We start from the raw sequence: 24,998 nt of genomic DNA on the forward strand, positions 1-24,998 counted from the left end.
AAGTATCTGATTAAAGTCTGATTATTGTTTATTCAAATCCTGTTCACGCTGCGGTATCGGGAAGAAATAAGCATAAGCTTCCTTTACTTCTTTATTGGTAATTTCCTGCATGACCCGGTTCGTCCGTCTCAACTCAAACAATCCATGCCCTTCAAAAGCCAATTCAAACGTCAACTCTTCCCATATGGCTTTCCGGAAAGACTCTTTATCCAATCCCGGTGTCAAGTCTCCCAGTCCGGCTCTTTCCCGGACAGCATTTACCCAACGATAGCCTTCTGTCGTCGGACCCGCAGCTTCGGCATAGCTCAACGCAACTTCGGCAAACCGTATCAGATAAATATTGGCACTGGTTCTGTTTGCCAATGAATTCGGATCGGTATATTTCCGGCAGAAAGGCTGATAAAATGCGTTCTCCGTCGGATTCGAGCTATTGATGTTATCCGGACTCCAGGTAGCCAGAACGGTTCCATTTTCATTATAAATCGTTGTCACCATCAATTTTTTACGTAAATCCAGATCATCGAAAGTATTGTAGAAATCACCGTCTACCCGGAACACACTCCAACAGGTCTGATTGCCGTCTATCACTTTTTGTACTCCGGCACCTCCGGTAATGGAAGAGGAAATCCATATAACAGGCAGACCTATTCCGAACATTTGAGGTAACTGTGAATAAGTACCCTCCATACCGCTGGCTTCCCGATTCATCGAAGTCATAAAGATATGCTCTGTCCCGTCGCTGAAATGATTGACATCATACACCCGCAACAAATCGGGGTCCAAGGCATACGTTGTCTGCTTATTCAACACCTCGTCGGCATATCCGGCAGCTTTGGCATACATCGCTTCATAGTCTTCCACCCAATCATATCCGGGAGCACCGGTCATTTTGGAAGAAGCCAGCGTCACATAAACTTTTGCCAGCAAAGCCTGGGCTCCGACCTTATCGGCACGTCCCTGATGCTTGGATATACCGCACAAATCAATAGCATGTTCGAGGTCTTCAATAATAAGCTGATAAATCTCCTGAATCGAACCGTAAGGGGCATTCGTTCCACTCGTACCCTGAACCGATTTTTTACGCAAAGGCACTTCCCCATATGTTCTCACCAGCATAAAGTAATTAAAAGCCCTCAAAAAATAAGCCTCTCCTAAGATCTGATTTTTATTCTTCTGATCGATATTATTCATCTTTACCACATTCTCAAGTACGGAGTTCGTGCGGTTTATACTGATATACGCATACTTGAAAAAGTACAGAAACTCATCTGTATTGGGATTGCAATCCCAGATATAGAGGTTCGTCTCGTTCACCCGTCCGTAATTCTTATATTGATTGGTCGTCACATCCGTCAGATAGAACAAAAAGCGCGCTCCGTATTCAATATAATTGATGGGAGAATAAGCATACAACAATGCCGACAAAGCATCCGCTTCCGTATTGTAGTAATTTTTATTGGAATATACTCCGTAAGGATCTTCTTCCAGAAAGTTCGAGCAGGAAGAGAGTCCCACACAGAACAGAGTTATATAAAGATATATTTTTTTCATCGCTATACTAATTTTTAAGTCCATTGACTCATTTCATATTTTAAATGTGTCATTCATTATTTCGGCTCAATCCAGATTAAAGCTTCATCAGAATTTCAACTCCAGACCCGTTGTAAAAGTACATGTACGCGGGAAGGCCACCGGTCCTCGCCCGTTTTCTCCCACTTCCGGATCGTATTCACTCACATTTGAGAATGTAACCGGATTGCTGACATTCAAATAAACCCTCAGATTTTTTATACATTTCAGATAATGTTCCGGTAATGTATACCCCAACGTAATATTCTGTATGCGTAAAAAAGAACCGTCTTCCACAAACCAGGAGGAAGCAAAATAGGAGCGGTCTGCACGCAGGCTGGGACGATTATTGTTCGGAGTTTCGGGTGTCCAGCGTCCGGCCCTCAAAGAAGGAGCATCCAATTTCCTCGGAGAAAAAATATCGTTTCCGTACACACCGTAGAACATAACCGACAAATCCAGCCCGGATTTATGAGTCAGTTGTATATTCAAACTGGAAGTAAACTTCGGATTCGGGTCGCCGATAATGCGGCGGGCATCCGGGTCCAAAGAACCGTCTTCACGCAAACCGGCATAATTGAATTCTCCCGGACGGGTCATCTTTGTCGGATTAGCAGGCATATTCTGGATAATGCCGTCTACCTTATAACCGTAAAACACATTTATAGGCTGGCCGATAGCCAGGATATTCAGATAAGCATCGTTGAAGACACTTCCGCCATAAGGTTGATAGCGGACACCGTTAACATCCTCAATATATCCGGAATCTTCTTTTGTACCGATATTTACAACTTTATTTTTATTGGCACTGAATATCAAACCGGCATTCAAACGGAAAGCCCCCTGGGTAATGATACGGCCATTGATGGCAAATTCAAATCCCTTGTTCTGTATCTCTCCGTCATTTACCCACACTTTATCATACGCACTACTGGGTGTCAGTAATTTTTCACGCAACAAATCGGTCGTTACTTTCCGGTAATAGTCGAATGTCACATCCAAACGGTTGTTGAATAATGAAAAATCGACACCGATATCCACCTGTGATGTCTTTTCCCAGCCTAACTCATCGTTCGGCATACCACCCCACAATACATAGCGATCTCCGATACCTTCCCGGCCGACCTCTTTACCGACACCGTAAATGATGTATTCTTTTCCATCCACATAGTAATAGTTGCTTCCGAATTGTTCAAAAGTCTGATAAGGAGATATCCCCTGATTACCGGAAATACCGTAACTGGCGCGAAGTTTTAAATTATCGAATATACCCAGATTTTTTATAAACTCTTCTTCAGATAATCTCCAACTGACAGCACCCGACGGGAAGAATCCCCATTTGTTATTTTCTCCGAATTTCGACGAACCGTCGACACGCCCGGTAAAAGTAAACATATACCGGTTTTTATACGTGTAATTGATACGGGTAAAAGCAGATGCCAATTCCGTCTCGCTCCGGTAATTGCCGACATACCGATTTTCAGCACCGGCTAAATTCTCATCCTGTAACACATGATTCTGAAAACCTCGTCCCGTGATACTGGATCCCTTATTTACATTATCTTCATAACTTACTCCACCCATGGCAGAAAAACTGTGATCTTTCCCGAATAATTTATTATAGGTCAGATAAGCATCTACAATATAATTCAGGTAATTTCCGTTCGTCATACCGCCTTCTCCGTCAAAACGGTCACCGGCATCCGTATATTTCGGCGGATTATAGAAAGAGGTATTACTGGTACCGGCCCTCACATTCCCCTGGACGGCAAAATTCAGTCCGGACAAAATATCCCAATCGATCTTCAGCGAAGCATAAGCATCTACATTGTCGGCGACATTTTTACGTTGCTCGGTCATCATCACCGGATTCCCGTAATCTTTGTCAAAAGCCTTAAAATAGCTGCCGTCACCATTGTAAACCGGGAATAAAGGATTACGGGAATAATCCATACCGTAATTGTAATTTCTCTTACCTTTAAAAATACCGGCTTTGGTTTTGATCGACAGATTATTGGTTACATCGTTATCGTAAGACATATCAAAAGACAATTTATCATAGTCATCTCCGATTTGCATACCTTCCGCACTATAATATCCCAAACTGATATAATAACGACTTCTTTCGGTACTTCCTTCAACGCCCATATTGTAATCCTGCGTAATAGCGGTCCGGAAAATGTAATCCGACCAATCGGTATAATAGGGCCATTCACCGTCCCGTATTTCTGCAATAGAAGGATAATACGCTCCGTTCACATCCTTTTTCCCTACGTACAAAGCTTCCAATCCGGCATTTTCATACGCTTCGTTTTCCAACATCGCCATCTGCAAAGGATTTCTCCAATAATCCAGTTTCTTACTGAAAATACTGGCTCCGACTTTACCGCTGAACCAAACGTTGGCCTTATCCCCCTTTCCGTTCTTTGTCGTAATCATAATCACACCATTAGCTCCTCTCGAACCGTATATGGCCGTTGCAGAAGCATCTTTCAGCACTTCAATAGAAGATATGATATTCGGATTGATGGAATTGAGATTTCCGGCATCTCCCATAGGTACTCCGTCCACAACTACCAGCGGGGCATTCGAGCCGTTAATGGAGCTCGCTCCGCGGATACGTACAGTGGCTCCTCCCTGAGGATTGTCTTCCGAATTATTGATAATCTGCAAACCGGCAACCCGTCCTTGCAGCAATTTCTCAACAGATCCCGAAGACGTTTTCGTAACTTCTGCTGCTTTTACCGATGCCACACTACCTGTCAGATCCGATTTTTTCATCGTACCGTATCCGACCACAACAACATCTTCCAAAAGCTGGGCTTCTTCTTCCATAGTAACATCTATCCTGGTACGTCCGGCTACCTTTATTTCCTGCGGAGCATAACCGATAAAGCGAAAAACCAGAATGCTCTGTGCATTGGCTTTTATTGCATAACTTCCGTCTATGTCTGTAGTTACTCCTGTAGTAGCTCCCTTTACCATAATGGCAACACCGGGTAAAGGCTGGCCGTCTCCTTTGCTTTTAACGACACCACTGACCGAAATATCCTGTGCCTGCAAAGCTGATATCCCGATAAATAGTGAAATCACCCAAAAGAATAATTTCTGTTTCATCATATTTAAATATTAAATCTGTTAGTAATTATACAACACCTTCATTTTTAAAACGTTTCCGTCGAAGAAAACAATGTAAAATATCAAAATTGCAATAAGCTTCAAAAATGAATTAGTGCACGTACAAATGTAATCGACATCAGAACACCATACTTATACTATTTTTACCAATCATGTTCATTTTTATACATTAACATTGTTAAGATGATTTCCATATAATAAATTGATATACAAATTATAACATTCAATATGTTAAAATCGGCGCCTACTGATAAATTCATATTTCAGATTTAAACTTATCGGTATATATCCTATCAATCTTCGTCAAAATTATACTATCCATGTATCAACTTTCATCCTAATTTTGACATGTCGAAAGAAAGCAATGCGTAACTTTTAATAAATAAAATCATGTTTGTACCTTTTAAAGAGATATTAAAAGATGCTTATTCAAACAAATACGCAGTCGGAGCCTTCAACTGTCTAAGCCTTGAAAATGCGATGGGAGCCATTCAGGCCGCAGAAGAACTACGCTCGCCGATCATCATTCAGTTGGCAGAAGTACAATTTCCCTACTCCCCTATGGAAAAAATGGCCCCTGTATTTATAGAAAGCGCTGAAAAAGCAAGTGTACCCGTATGTGTACATCTGGATCACGGACAGAGTTTGGAAACCTGTGTGCGGGCCATGAAATTGGGATTTCAATCCATTATGTATGACGGCGCCAACCTTCCTCTGGAAGAAAACATCCGGAATACCAAAGAAATTGTACGTATAGCCCGGGCTTTAAACGTAGATATCGAAGCGGAACTCGGAAAGGTAGGCAATGCGAACAGCGAGCAAGACAACGTATCGGATATTTTTACGGATGTCGACGAATCGGCATACTTTATTAAAGAAACCGCCGTAGATGCTTTAGCCATTGCTATCGGCAACCTTCACGGAAAATATGTAGCTACCCCGCAGCTAAACATAGAACGCCTGCAGGAAATCAACAATCGCAACAGACTACCTTTGGTATTACACGGAGGTAGCGGTACCAGTTTCGAAGATTTTAAATCCTGCATACACAACGGAATTTGTAAAATTAATGTAGCCACAGCTATCCAGATCGCTGTCACCAATAAGTTGGAGAAATATTTTAAAACAGTCTCCAATCCCAACTATATCGATATGAAATATCAGATGGTGGAAGCCTCCAAAGAAGCTGTTATTGAACACATGTTATTATTCGAAAGCAATGGAAAAGCCTGAACATTCGAGAAAAGGGATCATTTCTGCCGGTTCCTGGCTGGTCGATACCGTAAAATTTATTGACAAGTATCCGGTGAGCGGCAATCTGGTCACAATCGATAAAATCGAAATCGGCCTCGGCGGATGTGCTCATAACGTACTGGTCGATTTAGCCCGTCTATCCACCGATATGCCTCTGTATGCCGGAGGCTGTATCGGAACAGATGCGAACGGAGATTTTGTAATGAATGAGATTACACGTTACGGAATCGATTCCAGATACATGTATCGTCTGGAACACGTACCGACTTCTTATACAGATGTCATGTCGGAAACAGGAGGTAATGCAAGCCGCACTTTTTTCCATTTCCGGGGGGCCAATGCCTGTCTCGGCCGGGAGCATCTCTCTCCGATAAATGTACCGGCACGTATATTTCATCTGGGATATTTACTACTGCTCGACGAATTGGATAAAAAAGACAGTGAATACGGTATCAAAGCCGCCCGGGTATTACACGAATTACAGAAAAAGGGATACGAAACCTCTGTAGATGTGGTGTCCGAAGAAAGCGACCGATTCCGTGAAATTATGCTTCCCTGTCTTCCTTATATCGATTATCTGATAATCAATGAAGTGGAAGCCGGAGCCTGTTGCCATACCCAATTGAGAGACGAGAAAGGTAAAATCTCATTGGAATCGGTAAAATCGACGGTCGGCCAACTCCTTGCACTGGGGGTAAACAAGGTATGTGCCGTCCATTTCCCGGAAGGCGGATATGCAGCTCGTAAACAAGGGGAAACCTGTTATATTCCTTCTATTCCGGTAGACAAAAAAGACATCATATCCCCGGTTGGCGCAGGAGATGCTTTTTGTGCGGGTATGCTATACGCATTACACGAAAACCAATCCTTACGGGATGCCGTGATTTTCGCCAATACCTCCGCCCGGTTTAATCTCAGAAGCGCAACCAGTACCGGCGGAGCCCCCTGTTTAAGCGAATTAGAACATTTTATACATTTAAATTATACAAATCATGAAAAGAAGTGAAATAAACCGATATATCCGTGAAGCCATTCAATTTTTCGAATCCAATCATTTCTATTTACCCGTATGGGCACGCTGGTCCACGGCAGAATGGCAAAGTAAAGGTGAAGAATGTGATGAAATCCGTCAAAACGGCCTGGGATGGGACATTACTGATTTCGGCAAAGGTCGTTTTGCGGAAGAAGGCCTTACCCTGGTGACCATCCGGAACGGTAATCTCAAATACGACAACAAACCCTACTGTGAGAAAATCATGCTGGTCCGGGAAAAACAAATCACACCTATCCATTTCCATTGGAAAAAAATGGAAGATATCATCAACAGAGGCGGCGGAAAACTCTGCATCCGTTTATGGAAAGCCGACCTTCAGGAAGAAAGGACAAATGAAGACTGCTTTGTCAAAATCGACGGAGTAAAAACAAGGGTTCCGGGCGGTGGAACGGTTTGTCTGGAAAATGGCCAGAGTATTTGCTTCGAACCTTATATGTATCATACATTCTGGGCCGAAGGCGGCGACTGTATGGTAGGCGAAGTATCTACCGTCAACGACGACGCCAATGACAACCGTTTTTTTGAGCCCATAGGCCGCTTCCCGGCCATCGAAGAGGATTGCCCGGCTGAATATCTGTTGTGTACGGAATATCCGGAAAAGAATAATTGAACGTTTTAATTGCAGATTTTAGATTGACGATTTTAGATTATACCCCAATCCTTCGCTACAAGAAAAGAGAAAGCGTAAATCGAAAAGCGTAAATCAAAAATAAATGACCTATTAATGACAGATTTTGATTTAAATACACAAACAGTTACAGAGCGATTCTGACTTTAAACTGAAACATGCACCTGTAACCCGGAATAATTGAATTTAAATCGCAGGTCAAAAATAATCAATGTAAAAAACTGAATGTGATGGAGAAAATGATATCGCTCACCTGGACCGTTGGGTATATGGAGCAAAAGGACGGAACGCCGGATAAATACATTCCGGCTACAGTGCCAGGTGCCGTTCAACTGGATATTGCCCGGGCTGAAAATTACCCGGCGCTTTATTTCGCAGACAACTACAAAAAACTGAATTGGACAGAAGACCTGTATTATACCTATAAAACCGAATTCGCAAAACCGGCTTTATCTACCGGAGAAAAACTTTATTTTATATCCAAAGGCATCGATTACCAGTTTGAGATTTACCTGAATGATTATTTAATTCATGCTCAGGAAGGTATGTTCTCGCCCACGGATATTGACCTGACCCCCTATCTGGAACCGGATAACGAATTAAAAATCATCGTTTTCCCAGCCCCTAAAAAACACCGGGCTCCTGCAGACCGGACACAGGCCTCCCATGTTGTAAAACCGGCTGTCAGCTACCTGTGGGACTGGCACCCGCGCCTCATACCGCTGGGCATCTGGGACGACACGTATCTGGAAATAAGGCCTTGTAACTATATTCGCGATATAAACCTGAACTACCGGCTTTCGGAAGACCTGACAAAAGTATATATCACCCCCGAGATCGAAGGGAAAAATGTAACCGGTTATTTTTACAAATGGCATCTGGTAGATCAAAATGAACAAACTTGCCTGGAATCGGCAGGTAAATTAACACCGACCCTGTCTTTGCCCGAAATGACATTGGAAAATCCGGCATTATGGTGGCCGCACGATCACGGAGAACCTTATTTATATCAATCCGTTTTCGAACTTATCGGTCCGGAAGGCAAGCTACAACAACGGATTACACAGAAAATCGGATTCCGGCGTATTCAATTAGTCATGAATGAAGGCAGTTGGAGCGAACCGAAAGAATTTCCCAAAAGCCGGAGTGTATCCCCCGCTCAATTCGAAATCAACGGGCGACGAATCTTCGCGAAAGGTTCCAACTGGGTTAATCCGGAAATATTTCCGGGAACAATCACGATGGAACGTTACGCCCACCTCATCGATAAAGCGGTAGAAGCCAACTTCAATATCTTCCGGATATGGGGCGGAGGTATTATCAACAAAGAAGCTTTTTATGAATTGTGTGACGAAAAAGGAATCATGGTATGGCAGGAATTTCCGCTGGCCTGCAACAATTACCCCGATGACCCGCACTATTTAAGTGTTTTGAAACAGGAAGCGACTTCCATACTGAAGCGACTTCGCAAACATGCTTCCATCTGCTTATGGTGCGGAGGGAACGAACTTTTCAACAATTGGTCAGGCATGACGGACCAGTCTCTTCCACTCCGGTTATTGAACAGTTTGTGTCTGGAATACGATCCATTGGTGCCGTTTAATCCGACCTCCCCGGTAATGGGAATGGCTCACGGGCATTATGTCTTCTACGATGAAGGAAAAGAAGTATTCCAAACTATGAACCAAAGTCATAACACAGCTTATACGGAATTCGGCATACCGGGAATCTCATCACGCCAGGTACTGGAAGAAATTATTCCGGCCGACGAGTTATGGCCACCACGTCCCAACAGTGCCTGGGAAGAACATCACGCATACGGAGCCTGGCACGGACAAACCTGGCTATGCGAGGACATCCTGGAAAAATATTTCGGAAAACCGAAATCCCTGGACGAATTGATCGAACAAAGTCAATTGCTTCAATGCGAAGGTTATAAAGCCATCTTCGAAGAAGCACGCCGTCAAAAACCCTATTGTGCAATGGCTCTCAACTGGTGTTACAACGAGCCTTGGCCATCCGCAGCCAACAACTCCCTGCTTGTTTATCCTGCCGTCCCCAAACCGGCCTATTATGCGGTAGGACAATCCTGCCGTCCGGTTTGCAGTAGCGCCCGGCTAAGTAAACTGGTATGGCAGGAAGAAGAGTGCTTCTTTGCTGAGATTTGGATGCTGAACGATAAATTCGAAGATATGGACGACCGGAAGGTCATCGTGCACCTGGACACCGGCAACGAACGCATCGTCATCCTGAAATGGCATACCGGACTCATTAAAAACAACACGAATTTAGCCGGACCGACAGCCCGGTATAAACTTCCGCATATGTCAGGCGACCGTTTCAAACTCATCCTGGAAGTCGAAAATTATCCGGAATACAACTCGGAATACACCTTGCTGTACAGAGCCCATAAGAAAAAGAAAGGCGGTACAGCTATGATGAACGTTACCGATTAATTAAAACCACGATGAAAATAAGATTATTCCTGATATTCGCATTTGCCTTAGGATGCATAGAAACATCGGCGAAAGTTAAACTTCCCGATATATTGGGGAACCATATGGTTCTACAGCAGAACACGATTATCAATCTATGGGGGTCAACTGATCCTGGCCGAAAGGTCAGGATCACAACTTCGTGGAATAACGCAGTTTACACGGTAAAAGCAAATACCGAAGGCGATTGGCATGCCGAGGTCCGGACCACCGTAGCCGGAGGTCCTTACCACATCATTTTCGACGACGGCGACCGCCTGCGCCTGGATAATATTTTACTCGGGGACGTATGGGTATGCTCCGGACAATCTAATATGCAAATGCCGTTAAAAGGTTTTCCGGCTCAACCGGTATATCGTTCGACGGAAACCATATTAGAGGCTTGCCGTTACCCAAAGCTGCGTTTATTCACCGTCGAGCGCACGCCCAGCGATGTCCCGCAAACAGATTGTAAAGGTCAATGGCAAACCTCTTCCATGTCCAGTGCGGCAGATTTCAGTGCCGTCGGTTATTTCTTTGCCAAAAATCTGTCGGATGTACTGGATATCCCTATCGGTATGATTGAAAGCGATTGGGGAGGGACCCGGATTGAGACCTGGATGCCCCGGAGCTCTGCCCTAAAAATCGATAAAAATATACTGGCAACGGATTCGACAGCCGTTTATTTCGATAAAACCTCCGTACTTTACAACGGTATGATCGCTCCGATCACCCGCTTTACGGCCAAAGGTTTTATCTGGTATCAAGGCGAATCCAATAAAGGACATCACGACAAATACGCCGCTAACATGGCCGAAATGGTATCGAGCTGGAGACAATTGTGGGGAAACGACCGGATGCCTTTTTACTACGTTCAAATTGCACCCTTCGATTATGACATTCCGGAACATCAATTCGAAAATCATACGAATCCGATCTTATGTCCCTTGGTTGTAGAAGCCCAATTGCAAGCCCTGCAATTAATTCCGTATTCCGGTATGGTGGGAACCTCCGATATCGGCGACTCCTGTATGATTCATCCTCCCCGGAAAGACCTGGTCGGACAGCGCCTGGCCCTGTTAGCCCTGGCTCGCACTTATGGAATAGGGGGGCACGATGCCTGTGGTCCCATGTTCGATACGGCCAGATTTGAAAAAAATACGGTTTACGTCCGGTTCCGGTCAGAGTCGGAACTCACCCCTCTGGCACAATCCATTCGCGGATTCGAAGTCGCCGGAGCAGACCGTATCTTTTATCCGGCCGAAGCCAGTATATGCGGTGCTTACGAAGTAAAAGTTTTTTCTTCCAAAGTCCCGGCTCCCCAAGCTGTACGCTATGGTTTCAGAAACGTCATACAAGTAAACTTATACAATACGATGGGCTTACCGGCCTATCCATTCCGAACCGATCGTTGGAACGATTTCAAATAAACACAAATATGCACAACAACACGACAGTCTCATTTCGGGAAAAAGTAGGATATGGTTTAGGCGATGCAGCCTCTTCCATGTTCTGGAAACTGTTCGGCATGTATCTGCTGTTCTTTTATACCGATATATTCGGCTTAAATGCAGCAGTCGTCGGCACCATGTTTCTGATCACACGTATCTGGGATTCCCTTATTGATCCTTTGGTCGGTATCATGGCCGACCGTACCAAAAGCCGATTCGGAAAATTCCGTCCCTATATTTTATGGACCGCTATTCCTTTCGGAGTACTTGGAATCCTGACTTTTTTTACGCCGGATTTCAGTTCCACGGGAAAAATAATTTATGCTTACGTCACCTATGGGGCAATGATGATGATTTATTCCCTGATTAATGTTCCTTATGCTTCATTACTGGGAGTTATTTCAAATGATCCCAAAACCAGAACAGAATTGTCTTCCTACCGGATGATCTTTGCCTTTGGCGGAAGCATTCTGGCTCTTCTCCTGATCGAACCCTTAGTCGGCTATTTCAGCCACCACAGCTCCTCTCTGCCCGACATCCGATCCGGCTGGACAGCCGCAGTATGTATATTCGCCGTTATTGCGATACTTTTTTTCCTGTGTACCTTTTCATGGACCCGGGAAAGGGTAAAACCCATCCGGGAAGAGAAAAACAGCCTCAAAGAAGATTTTAAAGATTTACTTCACAACAAACCCTGGTGGATATTGCTTGCCTCCGGCATCTGTGCTTTAATCTTTAATTCCATCCGCGATGGAGGAGCAATCTATTATTTCAAATACTATGTCAGCTCGGATACCACCACGACAGTGGGGCAGTTATCGTTAACGACCCTCTATTTCGTATTGGGTCAGGCAGCCAACATTCTGGGCATATTGCTGGTCACTCCGATTTCTAACCGTATCGGTAAAAAGAATACCTATTTATACGCCATGGTATTGGCAACCGTATTCAGTATCGTATTTTATTTCGTCGGTAAAGGAGATATCATCCTGATCATGACCTTACAAATCCTGATCAGTATGTGTGCCGGCAGTATTTTTCCTCTTTTGTGGAGTATGTACGCCGATATCGCTGATTATTCAGAATTACGCACCGGCAGACGGGCCACCGGCCTTATCTTTTCGTCTTCTTCCATGTCTCAGAAATTCGGGTGGACATTAGGCGGTGCTGTGACCGGGTGGCTTTTGGCCGCATTCGGCTTCCAGGCCAACGTCGAACAAAGTCCGGAAGTTCTCACAGGCTTACGACTCATGTTAAGCATACTGCCGGCTGTAGGTACCCTCTTATCGGTCGGCTTTATCTTCTTTTATCCGCTGAATGAAGACAAGCTGGAACACATCGAACAACAATTAACCGAACAAAGAAAAGGATAAAAAAACAGTCAGCATTATCGATATGCTGACTGTTTTTATATAAAAAAGCAGTTGATTTCTCAACTGCTTTGCGGGTGGAAGATCGGGCTCGAACCGACGACCTTCGGAACCACAATCCGACGCTCTAACCGACTGAGCTACATCCACCGTTTTGCTTTTGCGCTGCAAAGATAGTGACTATTTCCTTTTCTGCAAATTTTCAGAAGAATTATTTTAATTCACCAACTTTGTATTTCAAGCGTAAATCAAAAATCGTAAGTCAAAAGTTCTCTTCAACCCTGCATTTTAAAAATTTGTATCCCACCTTATTATCTGACTTTACGAACGTTTTTTATCCCGATTTAAAATCTAAGGTCTCTCCACCAGCCGTCCGGCTTCATATTCTTTAGCAGCATATTCCAATTGCTCATACCATTCTTCCCCATAGCGGACGATCAACGGCTCTTTCAGAAAACGATAGAGCGGAATACCTTCCTGATATCCCTTTACCCGGGCTGCCGTACATATTTTCCATTTGTGATAGTTCAAGGCCTCAAAACCGGCATACCTGGCTACACGAATCGGATACAGATGACAGGATATGGGTTTGCGGAAAGTGCTTCTCCCTTCACTCCAGGCTTTCTCGATTGCACACCAGCAACACCCGTTTTCTTCAATTGCATAGGCACACTCCCGACCGTCAATCAGAGGCGTCACCCGGTCACCTTCCCGATCAAGCACAGAAAATCCCTGTTGTAAAACGGCTTCCACTCCCTCCGGCTTCATATAAGCACGAACGGCCTCATAATTTTCCTCAATCCGTTCGGTTTCTCCGCTCTCCAAAGGCGCACCGGCATCTCCCTCCACACAACAAGCCCCTTTGCAAGCCGCCAGGTCACAACAGAATTTTTTCTCGAGTATATCGAAACTCACAATAACCTCTCCAATCTGAAGCATAATCTCAAATTACAGAACATTCCAATTACAAATTATTCGGAAAAACGATTCATTTTTAATCGTCAATCAAAAATTGTCTTTCCCTCTGCCTTGTGTATCTTAAAAGTTTGTTCCTATCTTTCTATCCGGCTTTACGAACGTTTTTATTTCAATCTAAAATCGGAAATCAAAAATCGAAAAACGCTTATTTAATCAGGCTTTTCCCCGTCATATCGGCAGGCTGTGCAACGCCCATAATTTGCAATATGGTCGGAGCCACATCCGCCAAAACTCCTTCACGCAATGCGCCGTCTTTCTGATCGGTGACCCAAATACAGGGAACCGGATTCAAAGAATGAGCCGTATTCGGAGTTCCATCCGGATTCACAGCATTATCAGCATTACCGTGATCCGCAATAATCAATACGTCATAACCGTTAGCCTTAGCGGCAGTCACCACTTTTTTCACACAAGCATCAACCGTTTCCACCGCCTTTTGTATAGCTTCATATATACCGGTATGTCCGACCATATCTCCGTTAGCAAAATTCAGACACACAAAATCAGCAGATTTCAGATTCAATTGCTCCACCAATTTATCGGCAACCTCCGGAGCTGACATTTCGGGTAATAAATCATAAGTTGCAACCTTAGGCGAAGGTACCAATATCCGGCTTTCGCCTTCAAATTGGGCTTCACGTCCACCATTGAAAAAGAATGTCACATGAGCGTATTTTTCTGTCTCCGCAATACGCAATTGTTTCAAACCCGCTTTACTGATCACCTCTCCAAGAGTATTCTCCACATTCTCTTTATCAAACAAAATATGAAGTCCCTGGAAAGTCGCATCATAAGGAGTCATGCAACAGTAATACAACGGCATTGTCCTCATCTGATACTCCGGAATATCCCTTTGCGTCAAAGCAATAGTCAATTCTTTGGCCCGGTCATTGCGATAATTAAAGAATATTACCATATCTCCGGGTTGAATTAAACCTACAGGTCTTCCATCGCTGGTTACATGCACAATCGGCTTGATAAACTCATCCGTAATACCTTCGTCATACGATTTTTTAATGGCAGTCTCTACATGCTGCGTCTCAAAACCGGTTCCATATACCAGCATATCATAAGCTTCCTTCACACGTTCCCAACGATTATCACGGTCCATGGCATAATAGCGTCCGATTACGGAAGCAATGCGCCCGGCCGAATGTGACATATGCTCTTTTAAATCCCGGATAAATCCGAGTCCGCTGCGCGGATCAGTATCCCGTCCATCCATAAAGCAATGCACAAAAGTCTTTTCGATGCCGTATTCTTTCGAAATATCACACAATTTCTTCAAATGATCCAACGAACTGTGTACCCCTCCGTCTGAAACCAACCCCATAAAATGCACCTGCTTCTTATTGTCACGGGCATAGGTAAAAGCTTTTACAATCTCCGGATTCTGCAAAATTGAATTCTCTTTACAGGCCTTATTGATACGCACCAAATCCTGCATAACGACACGTCCGGCACCGATATTCAGGTGACCGACCTCCGAATTTCCCATCTGTCCGTCAGGCAAACCCACATTTTCCCCACTCGTAAACAAACGGGAATGAGGATATTCTTTCATTAATTCATCAACAAAAGGTGTCGGGGTCGAAAAAATAGCGTCCGATTTATCATGCTTACCGATGCCCCAACCGTCCAAAATCATTAATAATGCTCTTTTCATATCTTATTTCATTAATATTTCCACCACAAAACAAGTCTTTTAAAATTACAGATTTCAGATTGACGATTTCAGATTACCCCCACAATCCGGCTCCGCCCAAAAGAGAAAGCGTAAATCAGAAAGCGTAAATCAAAAATAAACAAACATATAAATTCCAAATAATTTGAGAAACCGATCCGCAACCGGATTCGTTTCATCCAAATTATAAAGTTACAAGCGTTCCTGAAATTCAGGCTTACAAAGTTAATGTATTCTCCCGATTTCCCCACATTTATTTTTGATTTAGGATGTACGATTAAAAATAAATCCATTGCAAATTAAAAACCTTCTCAAACGCCGGTCCGTACGTCTGCGATTTAAAAGCAAAAATCAAATCCGATATAATACAGGTCAGAATTTTAACATAAACATCAGCTATAAATTCATTGAAATTTTTGGTTTAAAATAAAAAATTATCGATTTTCGATAAATATATATTGTTTCTTTAAAAATTAATCCTACATTTGCTTGTCAAAATAAAACAATACACAGATAAATGACCAGAAAACAAAAAATAACATTACGGGTCAACATCCTATATCTCCTTTTTTTCGGAGTCATTATTGCTGCCTTTTTTTCCAGTTCCTTTATCAAGGATTTCAAAGAAGGTTTTAAAGAAGGTATTGAAAGTACACGGGTCAAACAAAGGTATAATCTTATCTCGGACGTTCCGTTACAAAGAAACATCGGGGTATACGAAACGTTTATCCGGCAAGACAGCAGTGTCAGCCTGGATGCCCGAACGACCGCAGTAGACATCCGCATCAGCGGCGCGAAAGCCTTTGCGGGCCCTACGATCAGCAGTATGCTTATCAGTATTTTCGGGATGCTCTGCTATCTGGCAATATTGATTATTGTGCTGATTATGCTTATTTTATTGAGAAAAAGTATTCGTTCCGGCAATATTTTTACCCGGGATAACATCGGTTTTATGCGGGCAATCGGTATCCTCCTGATTGTAGCCTCTTTGTTATCCGATCTCGGGCGCTACCTGGAAATCCAAACTTTAACGGAACTTCTGAAAGGAACCAAATGGCAGTTATCCGAAAATATTTTCAGTTTCCGGGATATATTTATGGGCGTCATCGTTTTGATCATTGCAGAAATTTTCTCCATTGGACACGATATTGCCGAAGACCAAGAATTAACGATATAACTATGGCTATTGTGGTAAATATAGATGTTATGATGGCTCGTCGCAAAATGTCACTCAACGAGTTATCCGAGAAAGTGGACATTACGCCGGCCAATCTTTCCATTCTGAAAACCGGGAAAGCCAAAGCGATCCGTTTTTCAACCCTGGAAGCCGTGTGTCGTGTTCTGGAGTGCCAACCCGGAGATATACTCGAATACCATCCGGACGAAGATAAAACATCCCCCAACATGGATAAATGATAATTAATTATTTTCAAATTCACTTTAATAACTTAACTTATGAAAAAATTATTAATTGCTCTTGCCTTCTGCCTGCCTGTATTAGCTTGGGCAGAATCCGGCAAAATCGACTTTGTCGAATACAAACTGGATAACGGTTTGCATGTCATCCTTCAGGAAGACCATACAACCCCGAACATCATTGTATCGGTTATGTACCATGTCGGTTCTAAAAATGAAAATCCGGAACTGACGGGATTTGCTCATTTTTTCGAACACCTGATGTTTGAAGGAACCAAAAACATCAAACGTCATGAATTCGATAAATATGTTACCAAAGTAGGCGGTAACCTGAATGCAAACACATTTTTCGACCGTACCTACTATTACGAACTGTTGCCTTCCAACGAACTGGCCCTGGGATTATGGCTGGAATCCGAACGGATGCTGCACCCGACCATCGAATCAATCGGCATCAAAACCCAGAAAGACGTTGTTTGCCAGGAAATGGGACAATCCCGGGACAATCGTCCTTACGGGCGTTTATTGACGGAAACCCTGAAAAAAGCATACACCGTTCATCCCTACAATCACGATGTATTGGGAAAAGAAGAACACATCCGTAATGCATCCGATCAGGATTTCATCGACTTCCACAATACATTTTATGTACCCAACAATGCGGTATTGACTATTGTCGGCGATTTCAACATGGCAGAAGCTAAAAAACTCGTACATGACTATTTCAACGATATCCCCAGCGGAGCTCCGGTTGTACAACCGACAATCGTTGAACCGAAAAAAACAGCGGAAGTCCGGGATACAGCCTACGATAACATTCAGATGCCGGCCCTGATTATGGCTTATCATATCCCGGGTATCACTTCCAACGATATGTATGCTGTAAACATGTTAAACACTTTATTGGCACAGGGACAAAGTTCCCGTTTGTATTCGACGATTGTAAACGACAAGCAAATGGCGATGGAACTGGCTGCCATGCCTCTTCCGCTGGAACAACCCGGATTGTCTATCGTTTTAGCCCTCCCGAACATGAATGTAGAATTAAGTCAGTTGGAAAACGAAATTGACAAGGAAATCGATAAACTGCAAAAAGAACCGATTTCCGACAAGGAATTCCAGAAATTGCAAAACCAAATCGAAAACCAACTGGTCAGCTCCAATGCTACCATCGAAGACCGGGCATACAACCTGGCTCAAGCATACACATATTTCAAAAATACCAACGAAATAAACGAAGAACTGGCCAAGTTCAGATCTATTACCAAAGAAGACCTGCAAAAAGCTGCCCAAAAATATTTTACCAAAGATAACAGATTGGTATTATATTATTTACCTAAAAAATAAATCAGGCATACGTACTGAATAAAATTTAATTTAACAGTAAAAATTCGAACCAATGAAAAGATATTTTTTACTTCTGTTAGCTTTATGCTTTACAACAGTAGGCTTCTCCCAAATCGATAGAAGCAAAGCTCCCGCATCGGGACCGGCTCCGAAAGTAAACATCGGGGAATACCAGAGTTTCACACTGAAAAACGGTCTGAAAGTGCTGGTCGTGGAAAACAATAAAATCCCAAAAATCAATTTCAGTCTGAATTTTATTGTCGATCCGCTGGTAGAAGGCGACAAATCCAGTTACACCCAGATTGCCGGTGAGTTGTGGAAAAAAGCGACCCAAAAAAGAAATGCCAAGCAATTGAGTGAAGAAGTTGATTTCTTAGGTGCACACCTGGGAACCTCTTCCAGTTATGTCGGTGTCAGCGGATTGTCAAAATTCAAAGACCAACTGATGGAAATCCTGGCCGATGTGACGATGAATCCCTCCTTCCCACAGGAAGAATTCGACAAAATCATCCTGCAAACCAAATCCGGTTTACAGACCAGCAAAGCCGATCCCGGCAGCATTATACAAAACATCAAAAGCGTGACCCTTTGGGGACCGGAACATCCTTACGGTGACGTTATCACTGAAGAAACCGTAAACAATATCACGGTTGAAGATTGTAAAAACTACTACCAAACTTATATTCACCCGAGCAATGCTATTCTGGTTATCGTAGGCGATATCACTTTAAAAGATGCCAAAACCCTGACAGAAAAATATCTCGGTAAATGGAAAGGCGATAAAGCCCCGAAACACCAATATACTGCGCCGAAACAACCGCAAGGACGGCAAGTTGTATTCTCAAATAAAGATGCCGCAACACAGGCCAGTATACAAGTAACTTACCCGATCGATTACAAAATCGGCATGCCGGATCAATTGGCCCTCAATATTGCCAACCAGATTCTGGGTGGCGGTGATTTTCAGGCCAAATTATTGAAAAATTTACGTGAAGACAAAGGCTATACCTATGGCTCCTATTCATCCGTAGGTTCCAGCCAACTTCCCGGAGCCGGAACATTCACGGCGTATGCCGAAGTAAAAACCAATACGGCAGACAGCGCTGTAGTCGAGATATTAAAAGAAATGCAGAACATGGACAACGCCGATTTTAGCGATGAAGACATCTACCGGGTAAAAAAGACCTGGGCCGGCCAATTCTCCAGAAGCCTGGAAAATCCCCAGACCATTGCAGACTTTGCCTACTCGATTGAGCGTTACCAATTACCGAAAGACTATTTCACCACCTTCCTGCAACGCCTGGACAAAGTAACCAAAGAGGAAATCATTGCTGCTGCAAAAAAATACTTCCACCCGGAAAATGCTTATATCCTGGTTGTGACCGACAGAAGCATGAAACCCCAAATAGCCAAATTGGCCAGTAACGGCGAAGTCCTGGAACTGGACAGCGAAGGTAAACCGGTAAAAGAAGGTCCGAAAGTAGCTGCCGATGTCACCCCGGAAAAAATCGTTGCCGCTTACCTGAAAGCTTTGGGTGGAAACGACAAAGTAAAAGGCATCAAAGACATGACCGTAGAATCTGAAATCGCAATCCAGGGTATGGTGATCAATATCGTCAACAAACAACTTGTAAACGCCGACAAACCGATGTTCCTGATGGAAATGAGCATGGGCGGTAATACGATGCAGAAAATTCTTTTCGACGGAGAAAAGGCCCAGATCAGCGGTCCCGGCGGTAGTCAGACATTGGAGGGAAGCCAGACAGCAGAGATAAAAGAACAAGCCTATCCGGTTCTCGAAGCCGAATATACCCGCCTCGGTATCACCCCAACCCTCGAAGGTATCGAACAGGTAAACGGACGTGATGCATACAAACTGAAAGTAAATATGGGGAGTGCCGTTACATACAGCTTCTACGACGTAGAAAACGGTTTGAAAGTAAAATCCGTAGGCACCCAAAACGGTGTGACCAACGAAGTGACTTTCGAAGACTACCGGCCGACTGCATACGGACTTGTACAGCCCTACGCATCCAAAACAAGCATGCAAGGCATGCCGATCGAAGTCAAAGTCAAAGACATCAAAATCAACACCGGCCTGAAAGCCGAAGATTTTAAATAATTTCTTAAAACAAAACCGGCTTTGGAGAGCCGGTTTTGTTTTCACACCCTGTCACAACTCATTGATCTCTTCCTGACTCAATGCCTTGTCAAAAATCTTTACCTCTTTGACATAACCGATAAAATTATCGTTATTTATTCCGCCTCCATTGCCGCCGATCAATAAACGCATTCTTGATGCATCATAGGCGAAACCTTCCTCCGGAATTACATCTTCCCGATAGGTTTGCAGAACTTTGTCAATATACAATCTCACTTTTTTATTTGTATAGTCGTGCACTCCAACCAATTCATACCATTGATTTCTTTGTAATATACTATTACCGACTGCATAGCCCTTATAATAACGGAAATGCCCGTATCCGAAAACCGGACGGCCGTTAGCAAAAGCATTATCATCCTCACTGGCTAATATAAAAAATGCTCCCGGATCTCCCAATATCATCACCCCTCTGGAAATATAGTCATCTTCATTATTGGTCATCGGCTTTATACGGCAATAAAAAGTAAAATCTCGCTGAAGGTCCCAACTAAAATCGTATTCTATATAGTTATAGTTGGTTGGGGATGTGGTTGTATGAAAATAGGCACCATCCTCAGAGAAAGTCACATTATTAACCGTTTGAGTCGGTGTTTCATTGATCAGGTTCCGGGTTTCATTTACCGGATCCAAAGGCGCATAAAATAACAAACCCGGGTATTCTTCATTCGGAATAATGATACTTCCGTCTATCGAATAATGATAAAACAAATCTTCCGTATTTCCGATAATCCTGTTTACGGAAGTAATACGAACATTTTTCAACGTATGACCGACTTTATCCCCTACCGGTATTGTCACAGTTGTTCCGTTCGGCATCAACTCTATACGAACCGGCAAATTTCCCGGTAACCATTCGGCCTCGACCACAACACTCGACCAGACAGGTAATCGGGGAATAAATTGCAATACTCCAACCGTCCCATCATACACCAGATCAATCCGGTTCTCGGGTTTTACTGGTGCCTGAAGAATATATAACTTATCGTTTTTTACAATTCCACTTCCCGTTCCGAATGTTTCAGACTGTCCGCCTTTTACAATCTTCTGGTCGCGCAAACTGTATAACTCTCCGTTTTTATAAATCAATATATCGGGTACTTCTACAGCTTCCATAATTATGCTTCCTTTAAAATAACAATGTCCCCGTCCGTTAATCCTTCGGCCGGTAAACCCATCAAAACCACCTTCGACAAAGGAAAATTTCCCCGTATTAAAATCGTCGATAAAAACGGAGAAATCAAAGTCAAGGTTAGTAATCCCAATTCCACCTATATACAAAAGAAAAATCCACAACCAACCTCTAAACTCTTTGATTTACAATAACAATTCGGCAAGACCTGTATCTTACTTTATGGGTAATGTGATTTATCAGTGTGACTGGGATAAAAATTCATCAAAAGAAATATAAAAAGCAAAAAACAGAGGCTGTCTAATATTTTGATCTGTTAGACAACCTCATAATGATAAATAACTGAAAGAAAACAGCTTGACATACAAATATTACACAATGAGTCCGTCCCAGTGTGTAAATTTAAGGTTAAAGTTTGTCACCCAGTTCGATTTTTTGGCGGTAGCCGCTGTTGTGTTCTTCCGCCACGGTGAAATCGGTCGTGACTTTTTCACCCGATAAAAGGCTCCGGGAGCTTCTCCAACCTGGAAAAAATCCAATCTCCGGCCGTTACCTCTGGTATGCCGAAGGTTATAAAGCTGCCCGTAAAATACTCCTTCCCATCCTCGACTATCAGTTTTGTCTCATCCTTGATCAGGTTTAGCCCCCATTTAAATTCCCACGTCTGTTTATTCAACGGATCCGATAGTCCTTCTCCGCAATACAATATCGGAACATCATCCACCAAACGAAAAAAACTGGTTATCTGATGCTCATCTTTTAATTTGCCTAACAAATCAGATATTGAGGCATTCTCTCCATTCCAACGAAAATATTCCAAATCTTTGTCTTTATACACTTCCCAACGAATGTCGAAACCGGATAACGGCAATAAGCCCAATAAATCGCTTAACAACATCTGTTTACCGGAAATATTCTTAACCGGTTCTTTTTTTAATTTACACATCCAATCCTCACACTCCAATTCCAAAGGAGCATGTATGCCGACTATTGTTACTTTACCCACAAAACGGACCGTTAAATTTTCATCATATCCCAGACGAACGGTTATATCGTCGCCCCGGGCAATAGGAATGCGGTCGCCTTCCCATTTGACTTTACGGGAAAGCTTTACCGTACACGTACTTGTAAGAGAAGACATATCCGTTTCCAGACGACAACCGGCAATCCCGTTGAAGATATACCGGGCGCCCTTCTCTTTTTCTATAATTACCTGACTATTTAATCGAAACATTTTCTATATATTTACAACATAATACATTTTATTCATTCTTTTGCTATGAAAACCACTCTGTATCTGATCGCCATATTACTGCTCTGCTCGGCCAGCAAACCCATCAAAACCACCTTCGACAAAGGAAAATTTCCCCGCATTAAAATCGTCGAGAAAGACGGAGAAATCAAAGTCAAAGTCAGTACTCCCGATTCCTCCTATACACAAAAGGAAATACTCTACGCTTTGGGTAAATACTGGAACATCGTTGATAAAAATCCTACCAGCACAGTACAATTTGTCGAAAGAGATCAAAACGTATTAGTCGACATACAAAGGGAAAACGATTTTACTCCTAAAAATCCCAAATATAAAGTTCAATTCCAAGAACCTCAAAGCCTCCAGAGCGGATGGGGAGAAAATCTATCTTTTTTATACGCCCAAAATAATTCATTTGAAATCTGCCAGTATAAAGATATCGCTCTCTACGGATGTGTCAGAATTGTGGAAAAAAACGCTGACTTTAAAGTCAAACTTGTTGGAAAATCAGACAATTATGACCTATACGTTACTACCTCTCAATATAAATACTTTGGAGATATCCCCTATTCCTGCGGACGTTGGAAAATTGTCGATGAATCATATGGTGGTTACAACTTTTCAATTCAATTCGTCGATAAAGACCCCGATTTCACCGTATATTGCGAAGAGTCTTGGGAAGTCAGACCTTATATCTCTGAATCGCAAAATACCCTCCAAAACAATGACACGGAAAACACATCAACACTTCCAATACGCATTTCTGACTGTAAATTCAACGGTATCCCTTTATACGGCAGAGTACAAGTCGTCAATTCTTTTGCCACATTCAAAGTTCGTATCAGTGATAATTTCTATGACTTTAGAGTCAAACAGGTATCGGAACTGCCATACAGTTGCGGTGAATGGCAATTCGTAAACGAAGGTGCCGTCGATTTTACCATTGAATACGTCGATAACTTCCAGGATTTCTCCATTAAATTTGTCGATTCAAATCCAGGGGAAAATTAATACTTCTCACGATAAAGCACATAATCATCATCACTAATCCCTTTCAACGCCCCAGGCAATAGGAATGCGGGCACCTCCCCATTTGATCTTACGGGGAAGCTTCACCGTACACGTACTTGTAAGAGAAGACGTATCCGTTTCCAGACAACAACCGGCAATCCTGTTAAAGATATACCAGGCGCCATACTCTTTTTCTATAATTACCTGACTATTTAATCGAAACATTTTCTATATATTTACAACATAACACATTTTATTCATTCTTTTACTATGAAAACCACTCTCTATCTGATCGCCATATTACTATTCTGTTCTGCCGGTAAACCCATCAAAACCACCTTCGACAAAGGAAAATTTCCCCGCATTAAAATCGTCGAGAAAGACGGAGAAATCAAAGTCAAAGTCAATACTCCAGACTCCACCTATACCCAAAAAGAAATACTCTCCGCTTTGAGTAAATACTGGAACATCGTTGATAAAAATCCCGTCTCCACCGTACAGTTTGTCAAAGAGGGCCAAAACGTACTCGTAAACATACAAAGAGAGGCTAATTTTACGCAAAAAAAAACCAAATATAAAGTTCAGTTCCAAGAACCCCAAGGTACCCAAAAAGGATGGGATAAAAATCTACCGTTCCTATATGCACAGGATAATTCATTCGAAATCTGCCGGTATAAAGATATCAGCCTCTACGGATGTGTCAGAATTGTCGAAAAAGACGCCGACTTTAAAGTTAAACTTGTCGGAAAATCGGACAACTATGACCTATACGTAACTACTTCTAAATATAAATATTTCGGAGATACCCCCTATTCCTGCGGACGTTGGAAAATTGTCGATAAAAGTTATGGCTTTTACAATTTCTCAATCCAATTCGTCGATAAAGACCCAGACCTAACCGTATATTGCGAAGAATCATGGGAAGTCAGACCTTATATCCATGAATCGCAAAATACAATCCGAAACAACGACTCGGAAAACACTTCAACACCTCCAATACGCATTTCTGACTGCAAATTCAACGGTATCCCTTTATACGGCAGAGTACAAGCCGTTAATTCTTTTGCCACATTCAAAGT

Annotated in this window: 19 protein-coding genes and 1 tRNA gene; 12 read left to right on the plus strand and 8 right to left on the minus strand. The window is 42.8% G+C overall.

What is annotated here, in order from left to right; all coding sequences use genetic code 11:
* Positions 1–21 precede the first annotated feature (21 nt).
* Positions 22–1,551 carry a RagB/SusD family nutrient uptake outer membrane protein gene (locus DD657_RS00745; protein WP_068691978.1) on the minus strand — a complete coding sequence of 510 codons (1,530 nt, stop codon included), beginning with the start codon at positions 1,549–1,551 and terminating at the stop codon, positions 22–24.
* 87 nt (positions 1,552–1,638) lie between these two features.
* A complete protein-coding gene (locus DD657_RS00750; RefSeq protein WP_287048023.1) occupies positions 1,639–4,689 on the minus strand; it encodes a SusC/RagA family TonB-linked outer membrane protein in 3,051 nt (1,016 codons plus the stop codon).
* A 408-nt stretch (positions 4,690–5,097) separates the two neighbouring features.
* Between DD657_RS00750 and DD657_RS00755 the strand changes: the two genes are divergently transcribed.
* The 6 genes from DD657_RS00755 (at position 5,098) to DD657_RS00780 (ending at position 12,941) form a co-directional block, all read left to right on the plus strand.
* A complete protein-coding gene (locus DD657_RS00755) occupies positions 5,098–5,940 on the plus strand; it encodes a class II fructose-bisphosphate aldolase (RefSeq protein ID WP_021988797.1) in 843 nt (280 codons plus the stop codon).
* On the plus strand, positions 5,927–6,967 hold the full coding sequence (locus DD657_RS00760) for a carbohydrate kinase family protein (protein ID WP_287048024.1): 1,041 nt from the start codon (positions 5,927–5,929) through the stop codon (positions 6,965–6,967). Before DD657_RS00755 ends, DD657_RS00760 begins: the two co-directional genes overlap by 14 nt.
* Positions 6,954–7,625 (plus strand): D-lyxose/D-mannose family sugar isomerase, encoded by a 672-nt coding sequence (locus DD657_RS00765; RefSeq protein WP_287048026.1) that lies wholly within the window; start codon positions 6,954–6,956, stop codon positions 7,623–7,625. Before DD657_RS00760 ends, DD657_RS00765 begins: the two co-directional genes overlap by 14 nt.
* Before the next feature lie 248 nt (positions 7,626–7,873).
* The gene (locus DD657_RS00770) at positions 7,874–10,099 is read left to right on the plus strand and encodes a glycoside hydrolase family 2 protein (protein WP_287048027.1); all 2,226 of its coding nucleotides are present in this window, start codon (positions 7,874–7,876) and stop codon (positions 10,097–10,099) included.
* Between the two features lie 11 nt (positions 10,100–10,110).
* Entirely contained in the window at positions 10,111–11,547 is a 1,437-nt protein-coding gene (locus DD657_RS00775) for a sialate O-acetylesterase (RefSeq protein WP_021988793.1), read from the plus strand.
* A gap of 8 nt (positions 11,548–11,555) precedes the next feature.
* Complete coding sequence (locus DD657_RS00780; protein WP_021988792.1) at positions 11,556–12,941, plus strand: MFS transporter; 1,386 nt, start codon at positions 11,556–11,558, stop codon at positions 12,939–12,941.
* Positions 12,942–13,013: 72 nt separating this feature from the next.
* On the opposite strand, the gene DD657_RS00785 is transcribed toward DD657_RS00780, so the two are convergent.
* The 3 genes from DD657_RS00785 to gpmI all read right to left on the minus strand — a co-directional run bounded on the left by DD657_RS00785 (position 13,014) and on the right by gpmI (position 15,582).
* Positions 13,014–13,089: transfer RNA gene (locus DD657_RS00785), tRNA-His, on the minus strand.
* A gap of 200 nt (positions 13,090–13,289) precedes the next feature.
* Positions 13,290–13,877 (minus strand): DUF3109 family protein, encoded by a 588-nt coding sequence (locus tag DD657_RS00790; protein ID WP_287048029.1) that lies wholly within the window; start codon positions 13,875–13,877, stop codon positions 13,290–13,292.
* Between the two features lie 184 nt (positions 13,878–14,061).
* A complete protein-coding gene (gpmI, locus tag DD657_RS00795) occupies positions 14,062–15,582 on the minus strand; it encodes a 2,3-bisphosphoglycerate-independent phosphoglycerate mutase (RefSeq protein WP_021988790.1) in 1,521 nt (506 codons plus the stop codon).
* A gap of 535 nt (positions 15,583–16,117) precedes the next feature.
* Between gpmI and DD657_RS00800 the strand changes: the two genes are divergently transcribed.
* Genes DD657_RS00800 through DD657_RS00815 form a run of 4 tightly spaced genes read left to right on the plus strand, consistent with a single transcriptional unit; the run spans position 16,118 to position 20,485 of the window.
* Entirely contained in the window at positions 16,118–16,777 is a 660-nt protein-coding gene (locus DD657_RS00800) for a DUF2975 domain-containing protein (RefSeq protein WP_021988789.1), read from the plus strand.
* A gap of 2 nt (positions 16,778–16,779) precedes the next feature.
* Entirely contained in the window at positions 16,780–17,016 is a 237-nt protein-coding gene (locus DD657_RS00805) for a helix-turn-helix domain-containing protein (RefSeq protein ID WP_021988788.1), read from the plus strand.
* Positions 17,017–17,055: 39 nt separating this feature from the next.
* Positions 17,056–18,363 carry a M16 family metallopeptidase gene (locus DD657_RS00810; protein ID WP_021988787.1) on the plus strand — a complete coding sequence of 436 codons (1,308 nt, stop codon included), beginning with the start codon at positions 17,056–17,058 and terminating at the stop codon, positions 18,361–18,363.
* 52 nt (positions 18,364–18,415) lie between these two features.
* A complete protein-coding gene (locus DD657_RS00815; RefSeq protein ID WP_021988786.1) occupies positions 18,416–20,485 on the plus strand; it encodes a M16 family metallopeptidase in 2,070 nt (689 codons plus the stop codon).
* A 51-nt stretch (positions 20,486–20,536) separates the two neighbouring features.
* On the opposite strand, the gene DD657_RS00820 is transcribed toward DD657_RS00815, so the two are convergent.
* Both DD657_RS00820 and DD657_RS00825 read right to left on the minus strand, forming a co-directional pair.
* Positions 20,537–21,640 (minus strand): LamG-like jellyroll fold domain-containing protein, encoded by a 1,104-nt coding sequence (locus DD657_RS00820; protein ID WP_287048033.1) that lies wholly within the window; start codon positions 21,638–21,640, stop codon positions 20,537–20,539.
* 506 nt (positions 21,641–22,146) lie between these two features.
* Positions 22,147–22,890, minus strand: coding sequence for a hypothetical protein (locus DD657_RS00825; RefSeq protein ID WP_287048035.1), 744 nt, complete (start codon positions 22,888–22,890; stop codon positions 22,147–22,149).
* A gap of 45 nt (positions 22,891–22,935) precedes the next feature.
* Here DD657_RS00825 and DD657_RS00830 point away from each other — a divergent pair, with 45 nt between their 5' ends.
* Positions 22,936–23,919 carry a 7(1) septoil knot domain-containing protein gene (locus tag DD657_RS00830; RefSeq protein WP_287048036.1) on the plus strand — a complete coding sequence of 328 codons (984 nt, stop codon included), beginning with the start codon at positions 22,936–22,938 and terminating at the stop codon, positions 23,917–23,919.
* Positions 23,920–23,952: 33 nt separating this feature from the next.
* Here DD657_RS00830 and DD657_RS00835 read toward each other — a convergent pair whose 3' ends face one another.
* Positions 23,953–24,144, minus strand: a complete 192-nt coding sequence (locus DD657_RS00835; RefSeq protein WP_287048037.1) for a hypothetical protein — start codon at positions 24,142–24,144, stop codon at positions 23,953–23,955.
* 45 nt (positions 24,145–24,189) lie between these two features.
* On the opposite strand from DD657_RS00835, the gene DD657_RS00840 reads away from it, so the two are divergent.
* The coding region (locus DD657_RS00840; RefSeq protein ID WP_287048038.1) for a 7(1) septoil knot domain-containing protein at positions 24,190–24,998 on the plus strand (809 nt) is incomplete at its 3' end.

Origin of the sequence: Culturomica sp. (assembly GCF_003524185.1) — a bacterium.
Taxonomy (GTDB): domain Bacteria; phylum Bacteroidota; class Bacteroidia; order Bacteroidales; family Marinifilaceae; genus Culturomica; species Culturomica massiliensis.